At 68.0% G+C, this 20,530-nt stretch carries 11 protein-coding genes and 3 pseudogenes; 8 read left to right on the top strand and 6 right to left on the bottom strand.

Annotated features, from left to right (window positions below; genetic code table 11):
- Positions 1-86: 86 nt before the first annotated feature.
- Together ACZ60B_RS26470 and ACZ60B_RS26475 are read left to right on the top strand one after the other, a co-directional pair.
- Positions 87-452: a hypothetical protein gene (locus ACZ60B_RS26470; RefSeq protein WP_351623170.1), complete on the top strand. Its 366-nt coding sequence runs from the start codon at positions 87-89 to the stop codon at positions 450-452.
- A 2,303-nt stretch (positions 453-2,755) separates the two neighbouring features.
- Complete coding sequence (locus tag ACZ60B_RS26475) at positions 2,756-3,298, top strand: DUF6882 domain-containing protein (RefSeq protein WP_469391046.1); 543 nt, start codon at positions 2,756-2,758, stop codon at positions 3,296-3,298.
- On the opposite strand, the gene ACZ60B_RS26480 is transcribed toward ACZ60B_RS26475, so the two are convergent.
- From ACZ60B_RS26480 to fxsT (ACZ60B_RS26495), 4 genes and pseudogenes are all read right to left on the bottom strand, one after another.
- On the bottom strand, positions 3,295-4,605 hold the full coding sequence (locus ACZ60B_RS26480) for an IS701 family transposase (protein ID WP_469391115.1): 1,311 nt from the start codon (positions 4,603-4,605) through the stop codon (positions 3,295-3,297). The two genes, ACZ60B_RS26475 and ACZ60B_RS26480, sit on opposite strands and share 4 nt — an antisense overlap.
- Before the next feature lie 118 nt (positions 4,606-4,723).
- Positions 4,724-5,161 (bottom strand): hypothetical protein, encoded by a 438-nt coding sequence (locus ACZ60B_RS26485; protein ID WP_469391048.1) that lies wholly within the window; start codon positions 5,159-5,161, stop codon positions 4,724-4,726.
- 272 nt (positions 5,162-5,433) lie between these two features.
- Positions 5,434-5,688, bottom strand: a pseudogene (locus ACZ60B_RS26490) (YdcF family protein); the annotation flags it as partial.
- A gap of 535 nt (positions 5,689-6,223) precedes the next feature.
- Positions 6,224-9,250: an FxSxx-COOH system tetratricopeptide repeat protein gene (gene fxsT / locus ACZ60B_RS26495; protein ID WP_469391050.1), complete on the bottom strand. Its 3,027-nt coding sequence runs from the start codon at positions 9,248-9,250 to the stop codon at positions 6,224-6,226.
- Between the two features lie 115 nt (positions 9,251-9,365).
- On the opposite strand from fxsT (ACZ60B_RS26495), the gene ACZ60B_RS26500 reads away from it, so the two are divergent.
- Both ACZ60B_RS26500 and fxsT (ACZ60B_RS26505) read left to right on the top strand, forming a co-directional pair.
- Positions 9,366-9,899 (top strand): hypothetical protein, encoded by a 534-nt coding sequence (locus ACZ60B_RS26500; protein ID WP_469391053.1) that lies wholly within the window; start codon positions 9,366-9,368, stop codon positions 9,897-9,899.
- A 505-nt stretch (positions 9,900-10,404) separates the two neighbouring features.
- Positions 10,405-13,095, top strand: a complete 2,691-nt coding sequence (gene fxsT, locus ACZ60B_RS26505) for an FxSxx-COOH system tetratricopeptide repeat protein (RefSeq protein ID WP_469391055.1) — start codon at positions 10,405-10,407, stop codon at positions 13,093-13,095.
- 179 nt (positions 13,096-13,274) lie between these two features.
- Here fxsT (ACZ60B_RS26505) and ACZ60B_RS26510 read toward each other — a convergent pair.
- Positions 13,275-13,715 (bottom strand): annotated as a pseudogene (locus tag ACZ60B_RS26510) (SAM-dependent methyltransferase); the annotation flags it as partial.
- Between the two features lie 9 nt (positions 13,716-13,724).
- Between ACZ60B_RS26510 and ACZ60B_RS26515 the strand changes: the two are divergent.
- Positions 13,725-14,018 (top strand): annotated as a pseudogene (locus tag ACZ60B_RS26515) (tyrosine-type recombinase/integrase); the annotation flags it as partial.
- Positions 14,019-14,049: 31 nt separating this feature from the next.
- Here the strand turns inward: ACZ60B_RS26515 and ACZ60B_RS26520 are convergent.
- Complete coding sequence (locus ACZ60B_RS26520; RefSeq protein ID WP_469391117.1) at positions 14,050-15,384, bottom strand: CAP domain-containing protein; 1,335 nt, start codon at positions 15,382-15,384, stop codon at positions 14,050-14,052.
- Between the two features lie 334 nt (positions 15,385-15,718).
- Between ACZ60B_RS26520 and ACZ60B_RS26525 the strand changes: the two genes are divergently transcribed.
- From ACZ60B_RS26525 to smc, 3 genes are all read left to right on the top strand, one after another.
- Entirely contained in the window at positions 15,719-16,000 is a 282-nt protein-coding gene (locus ACZ60B_RS26525; protein WP_469391057.1) for an acylphosphatase, read from the top strand.
- 380 nt (positions 16,001-16,380) lie between these two features.
- Positions 16,381-16,584 (top strand): hypothetical protein, encoded by a 204-nt coding sequence (locus ACZ60B_RS26530; RefSeq protein ID WP_020942469.1) that lies wholly within the window; start codon positions 16,381-16,383, stop codon positions 16,582-16,584.
- Positions 16,585-16,827: 243 nt separating this feature from the next.
- Entirely contained in the window at positions 16,828-20,424 is a 3,597-nt protein-coding gene (gene smc / locus ACZ60B_RS26535) for a chromosome segregation protein SMC (RefSeq protein ID WP_469391059.1), read from the top strand.
- Positions 20,425-20,530: the final 106 nt, after the last annotated feature.

Raw genomic sequence — 20,530 nt, forward strand, 5'->3', positions numbered from 1 at the left:
GTCGTCGTCTGTCACCACTGGCCACCCTCAGACGACCCAGCAACGGCCCGAGAGCCTTCGGTGTCGTGCCCTGCGATGATCACCCGGTGAGCTATCCCGCAACGGACGAGCTGTCGTCAGCAGAGCGCGCATTCATGATCAACGCGACGGAGATCGATATCCTGCCCGGCGTTCGGGGAGACCTGGACGAACCGTTGGCATCCGCCGACCCCACTGAGCTTGCCGCAATCCTTCTGCCGCTCATCGACAGAGGCTGGATTGAAGTCTGCCGGCTCATTGCCTGGACCGCTCCCGATGGCGAGCCGGGGCTACAGCCCGGCCCTTCCATCCCGCGATACGACCTTCCTGCCTTGCTGGCAGACGCTGACAACTGGGAGTACCTGGACGACGGCGAGTGGTTGGGTCGCCTCACGCTTGTCCTCACGGAAACGGGACAGTTGATTCCCCGGTGACCTTGGCGACACCCGCTTTAGGAGCGAGGTGGGGCGTTTGTCGGCGTGAGCTGCGGAGACATGGCTTGGAGCAAGGTCTGGTGCTTGCACCGTTGTTGCCGTCGAGTCCCCGTGAGTCCCCGCCCGTTCTGGTACGAGAGTGGCACGGGTGGGTGGTGGTGAGGCAGCCGACCCTTGTCGCACCCCGGGTCGCGGCCTTTACCGTGCGGACGGCCTCACCGACCGCCCAGGCTACGACCTTCTGATCCGTAGCTCTAGAGAGATCGGTCAACGGTGGCCATACAGGTCGCCTCACGGTCTCCGGCGGGCACTGCTGGACGGGAAGGGGTGCTGTACTTCGCTGCTGTACGCGAGCGACCAGCTTCAGTTTGAAAGCTCTGAGGCTCGCTGCTGCACGTCGTACGGGGCCTCTCGATTCCAGACCCGTCGCCACTCCCGGGCAAGAAGTGCGCCGACCGCGAGAAACAGGACCGATCCCGGCCAAGTGATGTGGGGCACCTCTACGAGTGTGGAGATTGGGGCAGCCATCCAACCGCAAGACACCAAGGCGAGCATTACGACGCGCCCTGCTCGCCCAGGGAACCGGGACACATCCGCCATACCGTCCTCCATGCCTTGCGTCTCGGGCCGCGAGCGGCAGTGTACGCGCGGTCGGCGGAACGGCTTCAAGGTCTGACTTCATCCTTATCAGGTCAATCGCAAGAGACCGTCGACGTCGGCCTATCGGTCCTACGCTTCGACTGACTGTCCGTTGTGATCCAGCATCAACCGCCGCTGTTCGCGCTTGTTGGTGTCAGCCGCTGATGTCAGCTGCCGTACGCGGCCTTGGTGGAATGGACGGCCCCGCTAATCGCTGGCGGACGCAGAGCGGGTACGGATCGACTTCCTTGATCGACGGTAGCGGCGCCACCGTGGGCCGAGCTCCCCGAACGCCATCGCGAACAAGGCGAAGCACGCAGATTCCGTCCAGCCCTGCGGTTCGTCGGTCACCTTCCCCAGCAACCAGAAGGCCAAGGTACTCATGACCCATCCAGCGAGCCACGCACCACTTTGCGTTATCCAGGGAGTTTTCACGCGCGTGACCATACATCTTGCGCCCTGGGCGCCTCGGTCGGCGGCGTCTCTATGAGCGAGTCAAGCCGCACACGGTCTTGAAAACCGTCGTGGCAGCGATGTCACCGTGGGCTCAAATCCCACCACCTCCGCTCTGTGAGCAGTGAGAATGGCCCCCGACCTGGGTGTTTGGTCGGGGGCCACTCTCATGTCCAGTTGCCGTGACTGCCCGGTGTTCCCCGCGGCTTCCCGCCGGACCGGGCACGCGGAGGGCACGGGCCCGTCAACCGCCGCATTAGGAGCGAGGTTGGGCGATCATGGGCGTGGCCTGGGGATTCCCTGCCTTGGGGGCGTGGGTCGGTGCGCACCCGGCGAACTCCGATTCCCCGTGAGTCCCCGTCCGTTCTGGCACGGGAGTGGCACGACACCTTGCCGCGTCATCAGGGCCCGTACAGGAAGAGCGTGATCACCTTCGCGAAGAACCAGATAGAGAACACCAGACACGCAAGCCACAGCCCCCACAAGACCCAGCGAGCCTCTCGTCGTATTCGCATGAGCGGATCATCCCTCGTCGCGTCCTGGCCTGTCACCGGCCCAGTCTTCCCATCCCACCACTCACCCCGGCTCCCATCCCGTCTGCCGTCGACCCACACGTCTGTGGAGCGGGCGTGGTTCAGGGCGTCCAAGTGGAGCGCGCCGCTGTACGAATGATCTTGACGCCCTGGGCCGCGTCTGCTCGGCTCTGCCTGGGGCGACGGCAGACGGGATGGAAGCACCCACGCACGCCACTGACTCGTCGGCACCCGCGAACGGCGCCCCCGCCATCTCGGAGCCTGAGCGCCCCCGCCGGAGGCACGTTCTGACCCAGGCGCTCCATGCCGCGGGTCTCTACTCGTGGGCCGTAGCCTGCTGCGGCCCCAGGGTCCCGGCCCCGGCGTCGAAGGCGTAGAGGGGTCGGGCCCCAGGGGCCAGCCCGCGCTCCCGCGGGCACTTGATGAGGTAGAGAAATCTGTAACAACTTGCCTGGGACTACGGGGTCACTGCGGTAGCCGCACCGCCGTGTGGTCCAGCGAATCAGGCATCCAAGGGGCGGCGCCGACTCGGTCTTGCTGGGATCGGTGGACGCGTTGTGGACGATCACGCAATTCCCCGGCCCAGCGGTCACGCAATTCCCCACCCTGTCGGTCGCGAGGTGTCAGGTGTGAGGGGCCATCGTCGGCTAGCCAGTGGCCCCTGGCAGACTCCGCGGCATGGGAATGTTCAAGCGGGCAAAGAAGACGGAGAGTGCTGGTCAGTCTGCAGAGCCGGCTGACCTGAGTGTGCTGATCCTGCAGGGCGAAGACATGATCGAACAGCTAGGTCGTGCGCACATGTCCTGGGGTCTGGGATCAGCGGACCGTTGGGATCTCGACCAGACGACAGGCATGATCACCTGGACCTTCCCCGACAAGACAGCCACGGCACCGGCACAGATCCTCGGCAGCTTCAGCCCAGGCTCGAGCTCGTGGCTGTGGGCCTGGGCCAATCAGAGCCTCCTTCCCAATATGAGCCGAGACGCGCGCCTCTTCCGGGACTGGGCAGAAGCCAACGGGCATCCCGCTCTCGCGCAGCCGAGGATGGAGGCCGATGAGACGGCCGCTTCGACGATCGTGGCCTTGGCTGTTCGGGTAACCGAGGCGACCGGCTATTACCGGGGAACGGGAGGCAACTCCGCCGTGATCATCACGTTCGGCCCGGTCACCCTGACTGCCGCGGACGGCAGTGTCTCCGACTTCAACATCAGTGTCGGCTAGTACTCCAGTGCATCTTCGTGATCTATGCGATGGAGGGGGGCGGAAAGTCGGCGCCGGTAGTGGCTGCGACGGGCTGTGGCCTGGTGCTGCCGACGCCAGGCTGACCAGGCCAGTAACATGCTCGCGGCTGTTCTGGGCGGGTTGAGCAGTGCCCCGAGCAGGCGGCGGATCTCGGGGACGGTCAGGTCGATGGGGTCGCTGCTGCGTGCGGGACGGTTCGCCTGGGCGGGTCTTGATGGTGTCGCGTCGGCGGCCAGGACGGCGAGAAAGGCCAGCGCGAGCATGGCCAGGGTGATGTGCCGGTGCCAGGCGGTCCAGTGGCGGACTTGGTAGTGGTCCAGGCAGACCTGGCCCTTCGCGGCCTGGAAGCATTCTTCGATGCACCACCTCGTGCCTGCGACCCGAACCAGCTCCGACAGCGGCACCCGTTGTGGGGACCAGCACAGGTAGAAGGCGAGCTCGCCGCTGGCGGGGCTCCGGCGGATCAGCAGGTGCCGGTGGCTGTCCGTGTCGGTCTCGATCCAGGCCCAGTCGTAGTAGCGGGGCCCCTTCGCCCCGGCTCCGGCGCTTTGCCGGTGCCAGGCGACATCGGGCAGATGGTCAGCAACGGTGTCCGCTCGGACAGGAGTGCGCCCGTGGTTGATCCGCACCCGGGTGCTGTAGGCGACGGCCAGGACGTAGCCGATCCCGCGGGACACCAACAGGACTCGTAGAAACGGGTCTTGGCCGTAGGCCTCGTCGCCGGTCGCCCACAAGGCGGTGACCCCGGCATCCAGTGCTGCCGCGATCATCTGCCCGGCCAGCGTGGGCTTGGTCGCGAACTCCGCCTGGTCGGGGACGCCCGCGCGGGTGCGAAGCTCGGCGTCCTCGCACCAGGCCTGCTCTGGAAGATAGAGCCGGCGATCGATCAGGGCCCGCCCGTGGTGGGAGGCGTAGGCGAGGAACACGCCGACCTGGCTGTTCTCGATCCGTCCGGCCGTGCCGGTGTACTGCCGCTGGACGCCCGCCGAACCGCGGCCCTTCTTCAAGAACCCGGTCTCATCGACAATCAGCACGCCGTTGTCGGCGCCCAGGTGCTCGACGACGTAGGCACGGACGTCGTCGCGGACGTCATCAGCGTTCCAGCGTGCGGTTCGCAGCAGCCGCTGCATCGGCCCGGGACGGGTGTGGCCGGCCTGTTCGGCCAGCTGCCAGCAGTTCTTCCGCTCGACGGCGGAGAGTAGTCCGAACAGGTAGGCACGGGCCGTCGCCTGGGGCTCGACCCGGCGGAACCTGCCAGCGATTCTCGACACCGCTTGGTCGAACATCGCCCGCCATCGGGCGGCGTCTATGCTGAGGCTCGCGGCCACCGCACGATCATCATGAGTCCACACAACCCTTGATGATCACGCGGCGGCCGTTCCGTTCCCGCCATCGGACCGCATCTCAACCCCGCCATCTGTCACGGAGCAGCCAGAGCAATCGCTGGCCGGCGTGATGGCACGAAAGCCACCACGGCAGCAGCCGGTGGTCCACGAAAGACCACAGGTCATCGTCGGCTTCGTTGCCACGAGGGAAGCCGCGCAGCAGATTGAGGCACCGCTGATCCACGCAACGGTGCAGCCGGGCTACGTGGGCGAGGGCGACAACGCCCTGGCGGCGGATCTCCGGATCATCAGCTGCCATCGCCCGAGCGACTTGCGGCAAGATCGCATCGGCGTTGTCGTGGTTCAGCGCCAGAGTGACGGCCACCCCGACGAGGGGCTCGCCCCGGCGGAAGGCGGCGTCGACGTCCTCGGGCCGCTCGACCCATCGCAACGTCGACGCGTCCTGCCAGTTCAGAGCAGGTGCCACGTCGGCGGAGCCACTCTCGTCGGTGTTCATGATCCGACCCTACCGAGCGCTGTTCAGCCAGACTCCCAGCTCGCCGTCGCTCCCGTAGATCCATCGCAGACCAACAAGATCGCAAAGTCACACTGGAGTACTAGAGCCGACGAGCCGGACCCGAGCCCGGCGCCGGGATTGGTGCCTTCAGCCCCTGTCCGCGGTCGCTGTCCCCTTGGGGAATCGTGATCGCGGGGTGGGGAATTACGTGACGCTGAAACCGCACAGAGCGGGGAATTGCGTGATCGCTGACACGCGTTAGCGCGCGGCACTTCCAGTGCGACCAGGCGACCGGTGAACCCTTCGCGGCACAACCGCTCATAGGCGTCCATGACGTCCGGCGGTATGGGCTGGCTGATCATGAACCCTTGCTCCGGGTAGATCAGCAAGCGCTGAAGCGCGCCCACGAGCATGTCGATGACCAGACGCACGTCCTGGACACTCTCCACGTACTGCTCAAAGGTCACGGGCGTCGACGCGCTGACGAACTCCACCTCCGGCCAAAGCTTGCAGGCCGTGGCGTACGCTGCGGACGTACACCCACCTGATGCCGTCGAGCGGTACCCGCACCCGGGCCGCCGTGGACCGCGTCCTCCCGTATGAACCTACGGCTGACGGCCCGGGACGGCCCCAGACGGTTTCTAGGCCCCTGAACTGCGGTTATCTCAGTAGCCGAAGAAGTGATGACCTGGCTCGGCTACCTCAGTGGATTCCCAGCAGTACGTGTCTGACCAGCAAGGATGCCGTTGTTACCCGTCGTCGTTGGTCGTTGCAGGCTCCCCTCGGACGGCCCGTGGGCGGCCCCGTACTGGTGCGTCGTTCGTGGGGTGGCGCCAGTAATGCAAGCGGACAGAGCAGGCCCGGCAGATTTACAGACCGCGCGTGCGCCTGTCTCCGGCCAGAGATTTGAGTCACTGCTGGGTGAAGCTGTCCCACGCTCGCCCCATCAAGCCGAGATCTGTAAGCGCCGTCAACTTTCATGCTCTGTCCGTCTGTGCCGGGGGCTGATTACGGCGTGAGCACGATCCTGCATTGCGCATTGGAGACACTAGCCATGCTTTGCTAACGGCGTTTGCGGCCAAATCGGCGTTTGCCCTTGTTCGGTTTCCGACTAGTGAGCTGCTGCGCTTCATGTGCCCGTCCCATCGAGGTCAGTGCAGCGGCGAGATTCCGGGTAGCGCGCTCAGTGTCGGGATGCGTCGCGCCGAAGAGACGTACATAGCTGGTATGTACATGCTTCAAGAGTTCGACCGCCTCCGGGTATTGACGGAGAGCGTGCAGGGTGTTGGCGAGGTTGCCGGCGGAAGCGAGGGTGTCGGGATGGTCCTTACCCAGTACACGGCCGCGACGCGTAAAAACATCCTCATGTATGCGGCGGGCCTCCGCGTGCTCCCCCAAGGAGTTCAGGGTGGTGGCGAGATTACTGGCGAAACTGAGGGTGTGGGGATGGTCCTTACCCAGTACACGGCCGCGACGCGCAAGAACATTCTCATGCATGCGGCGAGCCTCCGCATACTCCCCCAAGGAGTGCAGGGTGCTGGCGAGGTTGCCAACGGAACTGAGGGTGTCGGGATGGTCCTTACCCAGTACACGGCCGCGACGCGCAAGAACATCCTCATGCATGCGGCGGGCCTCCGCGTGCTCCCCCAAGGAGTTCAGGGTGGTGGCGAGATTGTTGGCGGAAGTGAGGGTGTCGGGATGGTCCTTACCCAGTACACGGCCGCGACGCGCAAGAACGTCCTCCTCCATGCGGCGGGCCTCGGCGTGCTCCCCCAAGGAGTTCAGGGTGCTGGCGAGGTTGCCGGCGGAAGCGAGGGTGTCGGGATGGTCTTCACCCAGTACACGGCCGCGACGCGCAAGAACATTCTCATGCATGCGGCGGGCCTCGGCGTGCTCCCCCAAGGAGTTCAGGGTGGTGGCGAGGTTGCCGGCGGAAGTGAGGGTGTCGGGATGGTCTTCACCCAGTACACGGCCGCGACGCGCAAGAACATTCTCATGCATGCGGCGGGCCTCCGCATACTCCCCCAAGGAGTGCTGGGTGCTGGCGAGATTGTTGGCGGAAGTGAGGGTGTCGGGATGGTCTTCACCCAGTACACGGCCGCGACGCGCAAGAACATCCTCCTTCATGCGGCGGGCCTCCACATGCTCCCCCGTGTAAGTCATGGTGATGGACGCATCGTTGGCTGACTGGAGGGTGTCGGGATGATCCTCACCCAGAACACGGCGGCGACGGACAAGGGTGTCCTCGACGATGAGGTGGCCTTTGACGTAGTCGCCGAGCCCGACGGTCGCGTGCCCCAGGAACTGTGCGCAGGTAAGGGTGTCGGGGTGATCTGGCCCCACATCGGTGCTCCATGCCTGATGCAGTACTGCGCTGAGGTCATGGGCGGCGCGCGGCAGGCCGCTGCAGATGAGAAAGTGAGCCGCTTTCGAGAGGGTGGGGCGCAGTGCAGGCCGGTTGGTGATCGCGGTGGTGACGTGGGGGGTGGTGAGGTGGGCGGTGAGAGAGGCCCACGCTGGCCAGTCAGCTGGAGATTGCGGGTCACCCGGGCTGATTGCTGCTAGGACAGCGGTGACGTCGTCGCGGATTGCTGCGACCAGTTCGGGACTGGTCTGGGTACGGAGGATGGCCTGGGTTACTCGGTGGATCTGGAATGTGTCGAAGTCGGTGCGGGCCAGTCCGAAGCGACCGAGGGGCTGGAGGGCGTTGCGCAGCCACATCGGGTCGTCAGGGTCGCCGGGAATGGTGGCCAGTCGGGGGCGGGCCGTTTCCAGCCAGGCGGTAGGGATGGGTTCGGGGCCGAGGAACGCGCCGAGACGGAGCATGGCGGTGGCATCGGGGTGGCCGTCGTCCACGAGGCGCGTAACGGCGATGTTGACCGCCGCGGCCAGCGACGCGGGATAGTCGCGCACGTCACTCTCCTGCAGGAGGCGTGCAGTGTCGCTGTTGAGAAGTTGACGGTAGCGGTCCAGGGTCATACCGCTGCGCAGAACTCCCGCAGCCTGGGCGAGCGCAAGGGGTAGGTCGCCGAGATCCTGCGCCAAGAGGTCGGCGTGCTCGGTAGTCATTCCCGAGATACGACTTTTGAGGTAGGCCAAGGAGTCGGTGCGGGTGAACACGTCCAGGTCACTCTGGTGAGCGATCCCGTGCCAGTCGGGGTTGCGTGAGGTGATCAGAACATGGCCTGGCCCCTCGGGGAGCCAGGGCTCGATCTGATCAGGGTGTTCAGCGTTGTCGAGAATGAGAAGCCAGCGGTGCCGCGTCCGCAGATGCTGGAGAAGAGCATGGGCGTTGGGCTCGGAGCCGGCGTCGGATTTGGCAATGCCGAGGCGGTCGGCGAGTTCGGTATAGCGGACGGGCAACTGGTCGGCCTGCTCGGCATCGACCCACCACACGAGGTCGTACTGGCTGGCGAAGCGGTGAGCGTACTCCAAGGCAACCTGGGTCTTTCCGATGCCGCCCATGCCGTGGAGCGCCTGGACCACTGCTTGGTGTCCGCTGAGCAAACCGGTACGAAGCTGCCCCATAACAGCCTCGCGGCCGGAAAAGTCGGGGTTGCGGCGACGGACATTCCACACCTCAGGAAGACCGACGCTGCTGGGCAGCCGAGGACGCTGTGTATCAGGTTCCGTAGTCGTATCGGCGGAGGCGGCGCCGGGGAAGGTAACCGGACCGGCAGGGGGAACCGGTCCATGAACGGCTTCGAGCAGGGCAGCAGTAGCGGCGGTCTCGTCCAGACCGTAAACGCCTGTGCGCAGCATCCCGACCAAGAGGGCGGGGATGTCGTCGTCGGCCAGTTGCTCGATCGCCACCGGAACGAGGCGTCCCCGCAGCGCCAGGGTGGCCGACCACTCCTCCTGAGTCCACCGTTTAAGGGCGAAGTATTGCCTGGAGAACAGGGCCACCACCGCGTCGGCCCTGTCGAGAGCCAAGTTCATCTTCTGGATGAAGTCGTCCCCGGTGCGCCAGTGCCACCGGTCCAGCTCAACCTGGTGCCCAGCCTGCTGAAGCTGCCAGCTGACCCACTCCGCCCAGGCCCGGTCCGGACCTGCATAGCTGACAAAAATTCGTTGCGCGATGTCGGTCACCGTTGACCCCCGAATCCACTGACGCTCGTAATGTGGAGCACCGGCCATGATCTCGTGTATAGCGTGGGACAGGGCGGAGAACGCCGAGATCTCATAGGTAGGAAGGGGCAGGGGCATGGCCCAGGCGCCGAAGAACGTGGAAGTCAGACTGAAGCTGCCGATGCTTGAGATCGCAGGCAGCTGGGAGCCAAACGACGCGGAGCGACGAGCTGCCTGGGAGCTGTATGTAGAGCTGATCACCCGAGTGTCTGTTGTGCCGCTGCGGGAGGACGAGGGCCTGCTGCGAGAGGCGCTGACGAGCCTGTACTCGCTGTTTGGCACCACTCGTGAGATCCTGCGCCGTCACGGGCCACAGGTCGCCGAACCGAAACGGAACGGCGAGTACAACTTCGGGTACCTGGCGGTGGCAATGCTCAACTACGGCGTACGCCCGCTCCTTGCCGCCTGGCACCCTGCGTTGGAGGACTGGGAGAGCCGCCGCCCTGCGGACCGCTCCCGTCGCGACCATGAGCGCGCTTGGCCCCAGTCGGTTCAGCTGCGAGCCGCCTTGAACGACACCCGTCCCATCCTTGCCGCGTACGCCGACCTCCTAGCCAGCGCCTGCGGCGTGCCCAACCTCCTCGGCGCCTATCCAAACCCCGGATCCTGACGCACCACGAGGCGAGAGGCGGGCGTTCTTCGCGGTCGCGGAATCGCGGGTGAGGATGGCACCCGTTGCCCTCGGCTCGGCAGCACATTTACAGCGGGCTAGGTCCAGCATCTGTGACCTGCGGATTCACCCCTTCCCACCGGCCTTGGGGGACACCTGGAGGTCGTGGCGGCGTCACCGAGGGGCTATATGCGACCACACGCCGCTGCGGCCATAAGCAGCGGGCACGGAAGAGGGAGTAACGCTAAGATCCTGTCCTACGTGGCATCAGCATGCGACCGAGGCCCGCAGAAAGGGACTTCGGCCGACGAGCCCGCAGACCACGCCATCGACTACTGCCGAGGCGGGCTGTCTACAAAGATCCATTCCTGCCTTCGTCGCTTGTGGTCGGCGTGGTCGGGGATCGTGGCTGTTTCCTGGCTTGTGTGGGTGAACGCGGGTCGGTTGGGGGCGGGGGGTTCTAGGCTCGGAGGCTCAGTGCGGTGACTGGTCTCGGGGGATCGGTATGGGCGGCGTTGAGGTGTCTGACGGGGCGTGGTTCGTCAGTCATGCGGGGGCGGATCGGGCCTGGGCGGAGTGGGCGGCGTGGCAGTTGCTCGACGCCGGCTTTCACGTGGAGTTGGACTACTGGGACTGGGGTGCGGGTGACAACTTCGTCCTGAAGATGGACGCCGCTTTGGAACGGGGGCGTTTACTGGCGTTGTTCTCCCCGGCCTACTTCGAGCCGGACCGGTTCACCACGCCCGAGTGGACCTCCATCGTGGCGATGAAGGAGAAGATCACCCCGGTTCGTGTGTCCGAGGTCGTCTCGCCGGCGATCCTGCGCCCCGTCCTCGCCCGGGATTTGTTCGGGCTGGGCGAGGAGGAGGCCCGCCAGGTCCTGCTGGAGGCGGTCAGCGGCCCGCGTCGGCCGACCGTTGCGCCGGCCTTTCCCGGGGCGTTGCGGCAGCTGGGTGGCAGCGGCCCGCGTCTGCCCGGGTCGCTGCCGCGGGTGTGGAACGTGCCTGCCCGTAACGCCTCCTTCACCGGCCGGGACACTCTCCTGGTCCGGCTGCGTCAGACACTGATGGTCAGTAGTTGCGTGACGGTCCAGGCGCTGCACGGACGGGGCGGGGTCGGCAAGACCCAGCTCGCCGTCGAGTACGCGCACCGCTTCGCCGGCGAATACGAACTGGCCTGGTGGATCGCCGCCGAGGATCCCGCCCTCATCCCCGATCAGCTCGCCACCCTCGCCACCCGCACCGGCGCCGCGCCTGCCGGCGCGCCCCCCACCGACGCCGTCGACGCGCTGCTGGCCGAGCTGCGCACCCGTTCCCGCTGGCTGCTGGTCTTCGACAACACCGAAGACCAAGCGGTCCTGGCCCCCTATCTGCCGGGGGGCGGTGGCCACGTACTCGTCACCTCCCGCAGCCCTCGCTGGCACGCCCACGCCAGCCCGCTGAACGTCGACGTCTTTACCCGTGCCGAATCGGTCGCCCTGCTGCATGCCCACGGCGCCGTTCTGAGTGAGACCGACGCCGACCAGCTCGCCCGCGCCCTCGACGACCTCCCCCTCGGCCTCGCCCAGGCCGCCGCCCTGCTCACCGACGGTCTGTCCGCCGCCGACCTGACCGCCGAACTGGCCCGCAACACCGCCGAGGTCCTGGCCCAGAGCCACCCCGCCGACTACCCCGTCTCCCTGGCCGCGCAGGTCCGTCTCACTACCACCCGCCTGAAATCCGACCATCCCGGCGCAGCCGCCCTGCTCTCCGCCCTGACCCTGCTGGCTCCCGAACCCTTCCCCGTTACCACCTGTGCCGGCCACCTCCCCCCAAGCGCCTCCACGCCCCTGGCGGAGGCCCTGGCCACCCGGCTGACCGGCACTACAGCGCTGCGCGCCATCACCCGGCACAGCCTGGCCCGAGTCCAGGACGGCACCATTCAGCTCCATCGCCTTACCCAGACCGTGGTACGTGACCAGCTCACGCAAGACCAACGCGAGCAGGCGGGCCCGAACGCTGAAGCGCTCCTGACTGCGGCCCGTCCCGGAGACGTCAAAGATCCCTCAACGTGGCCCGCATGGCGAGTGCTGCTGCCCCATCTCCTTGCCGTGGAACCAGCCCTCATCACCAGCGAAGCGGGACGGAATGTAGTCCGCAGTGCCTGCTGGTACCTGATGGACCGCGGCCAGGCCCGCACCGCTCGAGACCGCCTCCAGCGGCTGCACCACACCTGGTCCCGGCAACTCGGTCCAGACCACGAAGGCACCCTCTGGACCGCCCAGTACCTCGCCCGCGCCCACGACGACACCCAGAACCACGAGGGCGCCCGCGTCCTGGACGAGGACACTCTCCAGCGCCGCCGCCGCCTTCTGGGCGAAGACCACCCCCACACCCTGTCCATCGCCTCCAACCTGGCCATCCGTCTGGCGGCGCTGGGACGAACGGAGGAGGCCTACGCCCTGGGCGAAGACACCCTGACCCGACGGCGCCGGATACTGGGCGAAGACCACCCAGACACCCTGAACACCGCCTCCAACCTGGCCATCGATCTGGCGGCGCTGGGACGAACGGAGGAGGCCTACGCCCTGGGCGAAGACACCCTGACCCGACTACGCCGAGTACTGGGCGAAGACCACCCCAACACCCTGAACACCGCCTCCAACCTGGCCACCGATCTGGCGGCGCTGGGACGAACGGAGGAGGCCTACGCCCTGGGCGAAGACACCCTGACCCGACGGCGCCGGATACTGGGCGAAGACGACCCAGACAGTCTGACCACTGCCTCCAACCTGGCCATCCGTCTGGCGGCGCTGGGACGAACGGAGGAGGCGTGCGCCTTGGGTGAAGACACCCTGACCCGACGGCGCCGGGTACTGGGCGAAGACCACCCCAACACCCTGAACACCGCCTCCAACCTGACCATCGATCTGGCGGCGCTGGGACGAACGGAGGAGGCCTACGCCCTGGGCGAAGACACCCTGACCCGACTACGCCGAGTACTGGGCGAAGACCACCCCCACACCCTCAACACCGCCTCCAACCTGACCATCGATCTGGCGGCGCTGGGACGAACGGAGGAGGCCTACGCCCTGGGCGAAGACACCCTGACCCGACGGCGCCGGGTACTGGGCGAAGACCACCCAGACACCCTGAGCGCCGTCAGGTTCTTGGAGCAGTTGGATGCGGCACGAAACGATGCCGATATCGGTGAATGATCAGTCAGCACACCAGCGACCCTCGCTACGAGCTGTCCGGGCTTGCTCCGCAGTGGTCCGGGAACATCCACCAACGGGTTCGCTGCGCAGGTCAGGCGACGTGCTGAACGCCCACGGACACATACGCACCGCACCGGATTGAGCAGCAATCGAGACTGGCCCATGTTGGCCCGTTGGTGTCAGTCGTTGATGTCAGCGGGATTCCTACCGACCGCCAACAGATGCGAGCTGGCGGCGAGCAGTTCCGGGTACGGCTCCGCCATGCGCGCTGCGTCCAGAGCAGAGGCAATCAGCTCCTCCGTGGGGCCCTCGCCCGGCTGTTGTTCAGCCGCCTTCACGAGGGACCAGGCGGGCCCCTCGATGCCGAAGACCTGGACGTCCGTCAGTCCGGAAGCCTCCAGCTCCGCCACAAGCTCTGCGGCACGGTGTAAGTACGACAAGGCGAAGCCTCGGGCACTGCCATAGACAGCCGTATCAAGAATCTTGGAGACGGAGTTATCAATCCGTTCGGTATGGAGGTGGGCGTACGTGACGTGCTCGAAGAGTGATGCGTAGCGGTTGATTGCGGCCGCAGCGACCAGACCACCCGGCTTCACCACGCGGAAGGCTTCCGACAGGGCGCGGGACGGCCGCTCGACCGTAACCGCTTCAACGACCGGGTATGGCGGCCGGCGCTCCGGGCGGCCGAGGTCGAGACAGGGCGGGACAACGGGATGCACGCGCTGAGGCACTTCTACGCCTCGGTGCTCCTGGACGCGGGGGAGAGCATCAAGGCACTCAGTGAGTACCTCGGTCACCACGACCCTGGGTTCACGCTGCGGACGTACACCCACCTGATGCCGTCGAGCGGTACCCGCACCCGGGCCGCCGTGGACCGCGTCCTCCCGTATGAACCTACGGCTGACGGCCCGGGACGGCCCCAGACGGTTTCTAGGCCCCTGACCTGCGGTTATCTCAGTAGCCGAAGTCCTGGGTCCACCAGGGGCCGCCCTCGCCGAGGTGCACCCCCACGCCCAGCGTGTTGAAGTCGCAGTTCAGGATGTTGGCCCGGTGGCCGGGGCTGTTCATCCAGGCTTCCATGACGGCTTCGGCGTCCGCCTGGCCCCGTGCGATGTTCTCGCCGCCGAGGTTGCTGATGCCCGCCTTCGCCGCCCGGTCCCACGGCGTGGCGCCGTCCGGGTCGGTGTGGTCGAAGAAGTTGCGCTGGGCCATGTCCTCACTGAAGGCCTCGGCCAGCTTCGTCAGATCGCCGCTCGCCGTCACGGCGCTGCAGCCGACCTTCGCCCGCTCCTCGTTGACGAGCCTCAGCACCTCCGCCTCGGCCTGCGCCTCGGCGGACACCGTCACCGCGGAGCTGGACTCCTTAGGCGCCTTGGTGGCCGTCGTCGGCTCCTGCGACGGGGTGGTCTCGGCGGTGCCGGGGTCCGCCGTCGGCGTCTTCGAGGGCGTGGTGCTCGGCGTCGCGCTGGGCTTCGGGGCGGCCGGCGTCGTCGGGGCGGACGCCGACGGCGTGCTCGCCCGCTGGGAGTCGCGGCTGGTCGCCGTGGAGTCGTCGCGCTCGGCCGCGGTGCCGGACGTGCCGCCCTGCTCCGTCGCGGAGTTGGACGGGGAGCCGGCGGCCTGCACGTTGTCGCTGCCGCTGGTGCCACCGCCGAGCCGGTAGTTCTCCAGGCCGGGCACCACGCCGGTGGCGACCGCGACGGTACCCAGGGCCACCGCGGCCGAGACGCCGAGCAGCCCACTGCGCACCGGGGTCGCGGCGCGCTTCTTGCGGCGGCGCCCGGAGCGTCGTACGCCCTCGTCGGGCGTGAAGCCGTCGGACAGGAAGCTGCGGGTGAAGGCGGCGTCGCGGGGGAAGCGGGGGTCGCGGACCTGGCGGCCTTCGGGGGCGAGGCGCTCCTCGTGGACGGGGCGCTCGTCGCGGACGGGACGGTCCTCGTGGACCGGACGGCCGGCGTGGGCGACGCGTTCGTCCAGGACGGGGTGGCTGTACGTGTTCCCGTACGTGTTTCCGTACCCGTACTCGGGCCCGTACCCGTACTCGGGCCCGTACCCGTACCCGTGCCCGTTCCCGTCAGAGGTGCCCGACGGGAACGTCATGGTTTCGCCGGGCCACGCGCCACCGTCCTGCGGCCCGTAGGAATAGGCGTCGCCGTGGGCGGTGGTCTCGGTGTAGGAGGTGGGGTTCAGGTAGGGCGCCGTGCCCGTCGCGGCCGGGGCGCCCCCGTAGGAGTCGTACGAGCCGTACGAGTCGTACGTGTCACGGCCGAGGTAGGGCGCCGTGCCCATGGTCGTCGGGGCGTCACCGTACGAGGCCTGCGGGCCGCGGTCGCCCCAGCCGGCTATGGAGGGGTCGTGCGCCTCCATGACCTCCGCGGCGTGGCCCGGGGCGGAGCGTCCGTGGCGTCCCATGTCCTAGCCTTCCTCGTCCTTGCTCGTCCATCCGGCCGACCCGAGCCTGTCCCGAGTCCAGGCGGCCGACCTGGCGGTTTCCCGCAGTTCCTGGACGGCCAGACTCACTCCAACGAGTGAGTTTCATATGAGATTCATTGGGTGGGGACGGTACCGCATGACGCGAGGGGAGGAAGTGCCCCCAGGGACATTGGCCGGTTAGGTTGCAGTCATGAGCGAGGACGTGCGGCTGGTCGCCTGGGTGCGTGGGCGGGTACAAGGTGTGGGTTTCCGATGGTTCACCCGGGCCAAGGCCCTGGAGATCGGCGGTCTGAGTGGCTTTGCTCTCAATTTGGGCGACGGACGGGTGCAGGTCGTGGCGGAAGGGTCGCGTCCGGGGTGCGAGGGACTCCTCGACTGGCTCCGCGGAGACGACACGCCCGGGAAGGTCACCGGTGTCACCGAGATCTGGGACACACCCCGCGGCGGCTACGACGGTTTCGCCATCCGCTGACTCCGCTCACACGGAAGCCCAGGTGGAAGCGGAGTGATATGCCACGGGCACCTGCCCGAAGCAGAAAGCTCCTGGTGGTTGCCAAGAACGGCTTGTGGTGGCAAGCTCCGCACCTAAGGATGATCGCCACGCCCCGAGGGGCCCGCAGGAGTCGCAGCGCCGCCGTTCCCAGGCCGCCTGCCGCCGGGATGCCCGCCAATACGGGGCGTGATCGTGTTGACCGTCAAACTTTTTGGTGAGACGCTGAAAGCCCCGCGCACCTTAGCTGTTTGGCATGGATGAACGGCAGCACCAACTCAAGAGTGCCAAGCACCGCGGGTGCGAATCCCTCACGACCCACACCGCTTCGGTCGGTCACTCAGTGTGGAGGACCATCCATCATGGCAAAGGCGCTTCTCGGTTACGTCGGCGGCTCCGACCCTCGACTCCTCGCCGAGATGCGACGGCTCCAGCAGCGCGTACAGGACCTGGAATCCGAGCTCGGACGGATCCAGGCCGAGAACGAGGCGCTGACGGCTGCCGCTTCTCACGACAGGATCATGGAGAGCATCGACGCACACCAGGCGGAGCCTGCGCTCACCTGATCGCTGCACTGCTCCACAAAAGCGCACGCAGTGGTTGGGCTGCCCGTATCAACCGCTAAGTTGTCAGAGTTTGCAAGGGACGCTTCGGCGTCCCTTCTTTCTTCCCCCGGTCCCTGCCTGCCCCCGCATCCCTGCCCCCGCGCATCCTTTCACCGTCTTTAACGTCTGGTGTGCCCTGCACGTTCATGGGTGAAACCGCGGGTTCATGGAGTGAGACATCACCGGAAGGTAGAGTCCAGCGGCGTGCACCTCAAGGCGCTGACCCTCCGCGGCTTCAAGTCGTTCGCCTCGGCGACCACGCTCCGGTTCGAGCCGGGCATCACGTGCGTCGTGGGGCCGAACGGCTCGGGCAAGTCCAATGTCGTGGACGCGCTGAGCTGGGTCATGGGCGAGCAGGGCGCCAAGTCGCTGCGCGGCGGCAAGATGGAGGACGTCATCTTCGCCGGCACCACCGGCCGCCCGCCGCTGGGCCGTGCCGAGGTGTCCCTGACCATCGACAACTCCGACGGCGCGCTGCCCATCGAGTACGCCGAGGTCACCATCACGCGGATCATGTTCCGCAACGGCGGCAGCGAGTACCAGATCAACGGCGACACCTGCCGTCTCCTCGACATCCAGGACCTGCTGTCCGACTCCGGCATCGGTCGTGAGATGCACGTCATCGTCGGCCAGGGCCAGCTCGACTCCGTCCTGCACGCCGACCCCATGGGCCGCCGGGCCTTCATCGAGGAGGCCGCGGGCGTCCTCAAGCACCGCAAGCGCAAGGAGAAGGCGCTGCGGAAACTGGACGCGATGCAGGCCAACCTCGCGCGCGTGCAGGACCTGACGGACGAACTGCGCAGGCAGCTCAAGCCCCTGGGCCGGCAGGCCGCGGTCGCGCGCCGGGCCGCGGTGATCCAGGCGGACCTGCGCGACGCGCGCCTTCGGCTGCTGGCCGACGATCTCGTACGGATGCGTGAGGCGCTCGACGCCGAGGTCGCCGACGAGGCGGCGCTGAAGGAACGCAAGGAGGCCGCCGAGCACGAGCTGAAGAAGGCGCTCCAGCGCGAGGCCCTGCTGGAGGACGAGGTACGGCGACTCTCGCCACGGCTCCAGCGCGCGCAGCAGACCTGGTACGAACTCTCCCAGCTGGCCGAGCGGGTACGCGGCACCGTCTCCCTGGCCGACGCGCGCGTGAAGAGCGCGACCTCCGCGCCCCCGGACGAACGGCGCGGCCGCGACCCCGAGGACATGGAGCGCGAGGCCGCCCGGATCCGCGAGCAGGAGGCCGAGCTGGAGGCCTTCCTGGAGGCGGCGCAGCACGCCCTGGACGACACCGTGGCCCACCGCGCGGAACTGGAACGCGAACTCGCGGTCGAGGAACGGCGCCTGAAGGACGTCGCGCGCGCCATCGCGGACCGCAGGGAGGGGCTGGCCCGGCTGAACGGCCAGGTCAACGCGGCCCGTTCGCGTGCCGCCTCGGCCCAGGCCGAGATCGACCGGCTCGCCGCCGCGCGGGACGAGGCGCAGGAACGGGCCGTCACCGCGCAGGAGGAGTACGAGGCGCTCAAGGCGGAGGTGGACGGGCTCGACGCCGACGACGCCGAACTCGCCGGTCGGCACGACGCGGCGAAGGAGCAGCTCGCGGGAGCCGAGGCCGCCCTGACCGAGGCCCGCGAGGCGGCCGGCGCGGCGGAACGCAGCCGGGCCGCGACCCGGGCCCGCCACGAGGCGCTCGCCCTGGGGCTGCGCCGCAAGGACGGCACCGGCGCGCTGCTGGGGGCGAAGGACCGGCTGACCGGCCTGCTGGGCCCGGCCGCCGAACTGCTGACGGTCGCCCCGGGACACGAGGTCGCGCTCGCCGCCGCCCTCGGCGCCGCCGCCGACGCCCTCGCGGCGAGCGGCCCCGCCGCGGCCGCCGACGCCATCCGCCTGCTGCGCGAGCAGGACGCGGGACGGGCCGCGCTGCTGCTCGGCGGCGCCCCCGACGACGTACCACCGCCCCACGACGACGTACCGACGGCCGCCGACGACGTACCACCGTCCCCCGCCACGGACCGGCCGCCCTTCGCCGCCGACCTCGTCCGCGCCCCCGCGGACCTCATGCCCGCCGTACGGCGGCTGCTGCGCGGGATCGTCGTCGTCGCCGGCCTCGACGAGGCCGTGGACCTGGTCGGCGCCCACCCCGCACTCACCGCCGTCACCGCCGAGGGCGACCTGCTGGGCGCGCACTTCGCGCACGGCGGGTCGGCCGGCGCGCCCAGTCTGCTGGAGGTGCAGGCGTCGGTGGACGAGGCGGCCGCCGAACTGGAGGTGCTGGCCGTACGGTGCGAGGAGCTGACCGGGGCGCAGCGGACGGCCGTCGCCCGGCGCGCGGAGTGCGCCGCGCTCGTCGAGGAGCTGGGGGAGCGGCGCCGGGCCGCCGACCGGGAGAAGTCGGCCGTGGCGCAGCAGCTAGGCCGGCTGGCCGGCCAGGCCCGGGGCGCCGCCGGGGAGGCCGAGCGGTCCACGGCGGCCGCGGCCCGGGCGCAGGACGCGCTCGACAAGGCCGTACTGGAGGCGGAGGAGCTCGCCGAACGGCTCGCCGTGGCGGAGGAGATGCCGGTCGAGGAGGAACCGGACACCTCCGTGCGCGACCGGCTCGCCGCGGACGGGGCCAACGCCCGGCAGACCGAGATGGAGGCGCGGCTCCAGGTCCGTACGCACGAGGAGCGGGTCAAGTCGCTCGCCGGGCGGGCCGACTCCCTGGACCGGGCGGCCCGCGCCGAACGCGAGGCACGCGCGCGTGCGGAGCAGCGGCGCGCCCGGCTGCGGCACGAGGCGGCCGTCGCGGAGGCCGTCGCCTCGGGCGCCCGGCAGCTCCTGGAGCACGTCGAGGTCTCGCTGCGGCGGGCGGACGAGGAGCGCATCGCGGCCGAGGCCGCCAAGGCCGAGCGCGAGCAGGAACTGGTCGCCGCCCGCGCCGCCGGACGTGACCTCAAGGCGGAGCTCGACAAACTGACGGATTCAGTTCACCGGGGTGAGGTACTCGGCGCCGAGAAGCGGCTGCGGATCGAGCAGCTGGAGACCAAGGCGCTGGAGGAACTGGGTGTGGAACCGGCGGGACTCATGTCCGAGTACGGCCCGCACCAACCGGTGCCGCCCTCGCCCGCCGCCGAGGGCGAGGAGCTGCCGGACGATCCGGAGCACCCGCGCAACCGGCCCAGGCCGTTCGTCCGGGCGGAGCAGGAGAAGCGGCTGAAGGCCGCCGAGCGGGCCTACCAGCAGCTCGGCAAGGTCAATCCGCTCGCCCTGGAGGAGTTCGCGGCGCTGGAGGAGCGGCACAAGTTCCTCAGCGAGCAGCTCGAGGACCTGAAGAAGACCCGTGCCGACCTCCTCCAGGTGGTGAAGGAGGTCGACGAGCGGGTCGAGCAGGTCTTCACCGAGGCGTACCGGGACACCGCACGGGAGTTTGAAGGCGTCTTCGGCCGGCTGTTCCCGGGCGGCGAGGGACGGCTGCTGCTCACCGACCCCGACAACATGCTCACCACGGGTGTGGACGTCGAGGCACGGCCGCCGGGCAAGAAGGTCAAGCGGCTGTCGCTGCTGTCCGGCGGTGAGCGGTCGCTGACGGCCGTCGCGCTGCTGGTGTCGATCTTCAAGGCGCGGCCGAGTCCGTTCTACGTGATGGACGAGGTCGAGGCCGCGCTGGACGACACCAACCTCCAGCGTCTGATCCGGATCATGCAGGAGCTCCAGGAGGCTTCGCAGCTGATCGTGATCACGCACCAGAAGCGCACGATGGAGGTCGCCGACGCGCTCTACGGCGTGTCCATGCAGGGCGACGGTGTCTCGAAGGTCATCTCCCAGCGCCTTCGCTAGTTGCGTGCACGCTACATCAGCGTACCCTGGTATCCCCAATCAGTTCACTACTTGAACACTTGGTGGGTACGCCTTGTCCATAAGCTCACACTCTCAGGATTATTAA

This window comes from Streptomyces sp. NPDC104096, assembly GCF_055584385.1.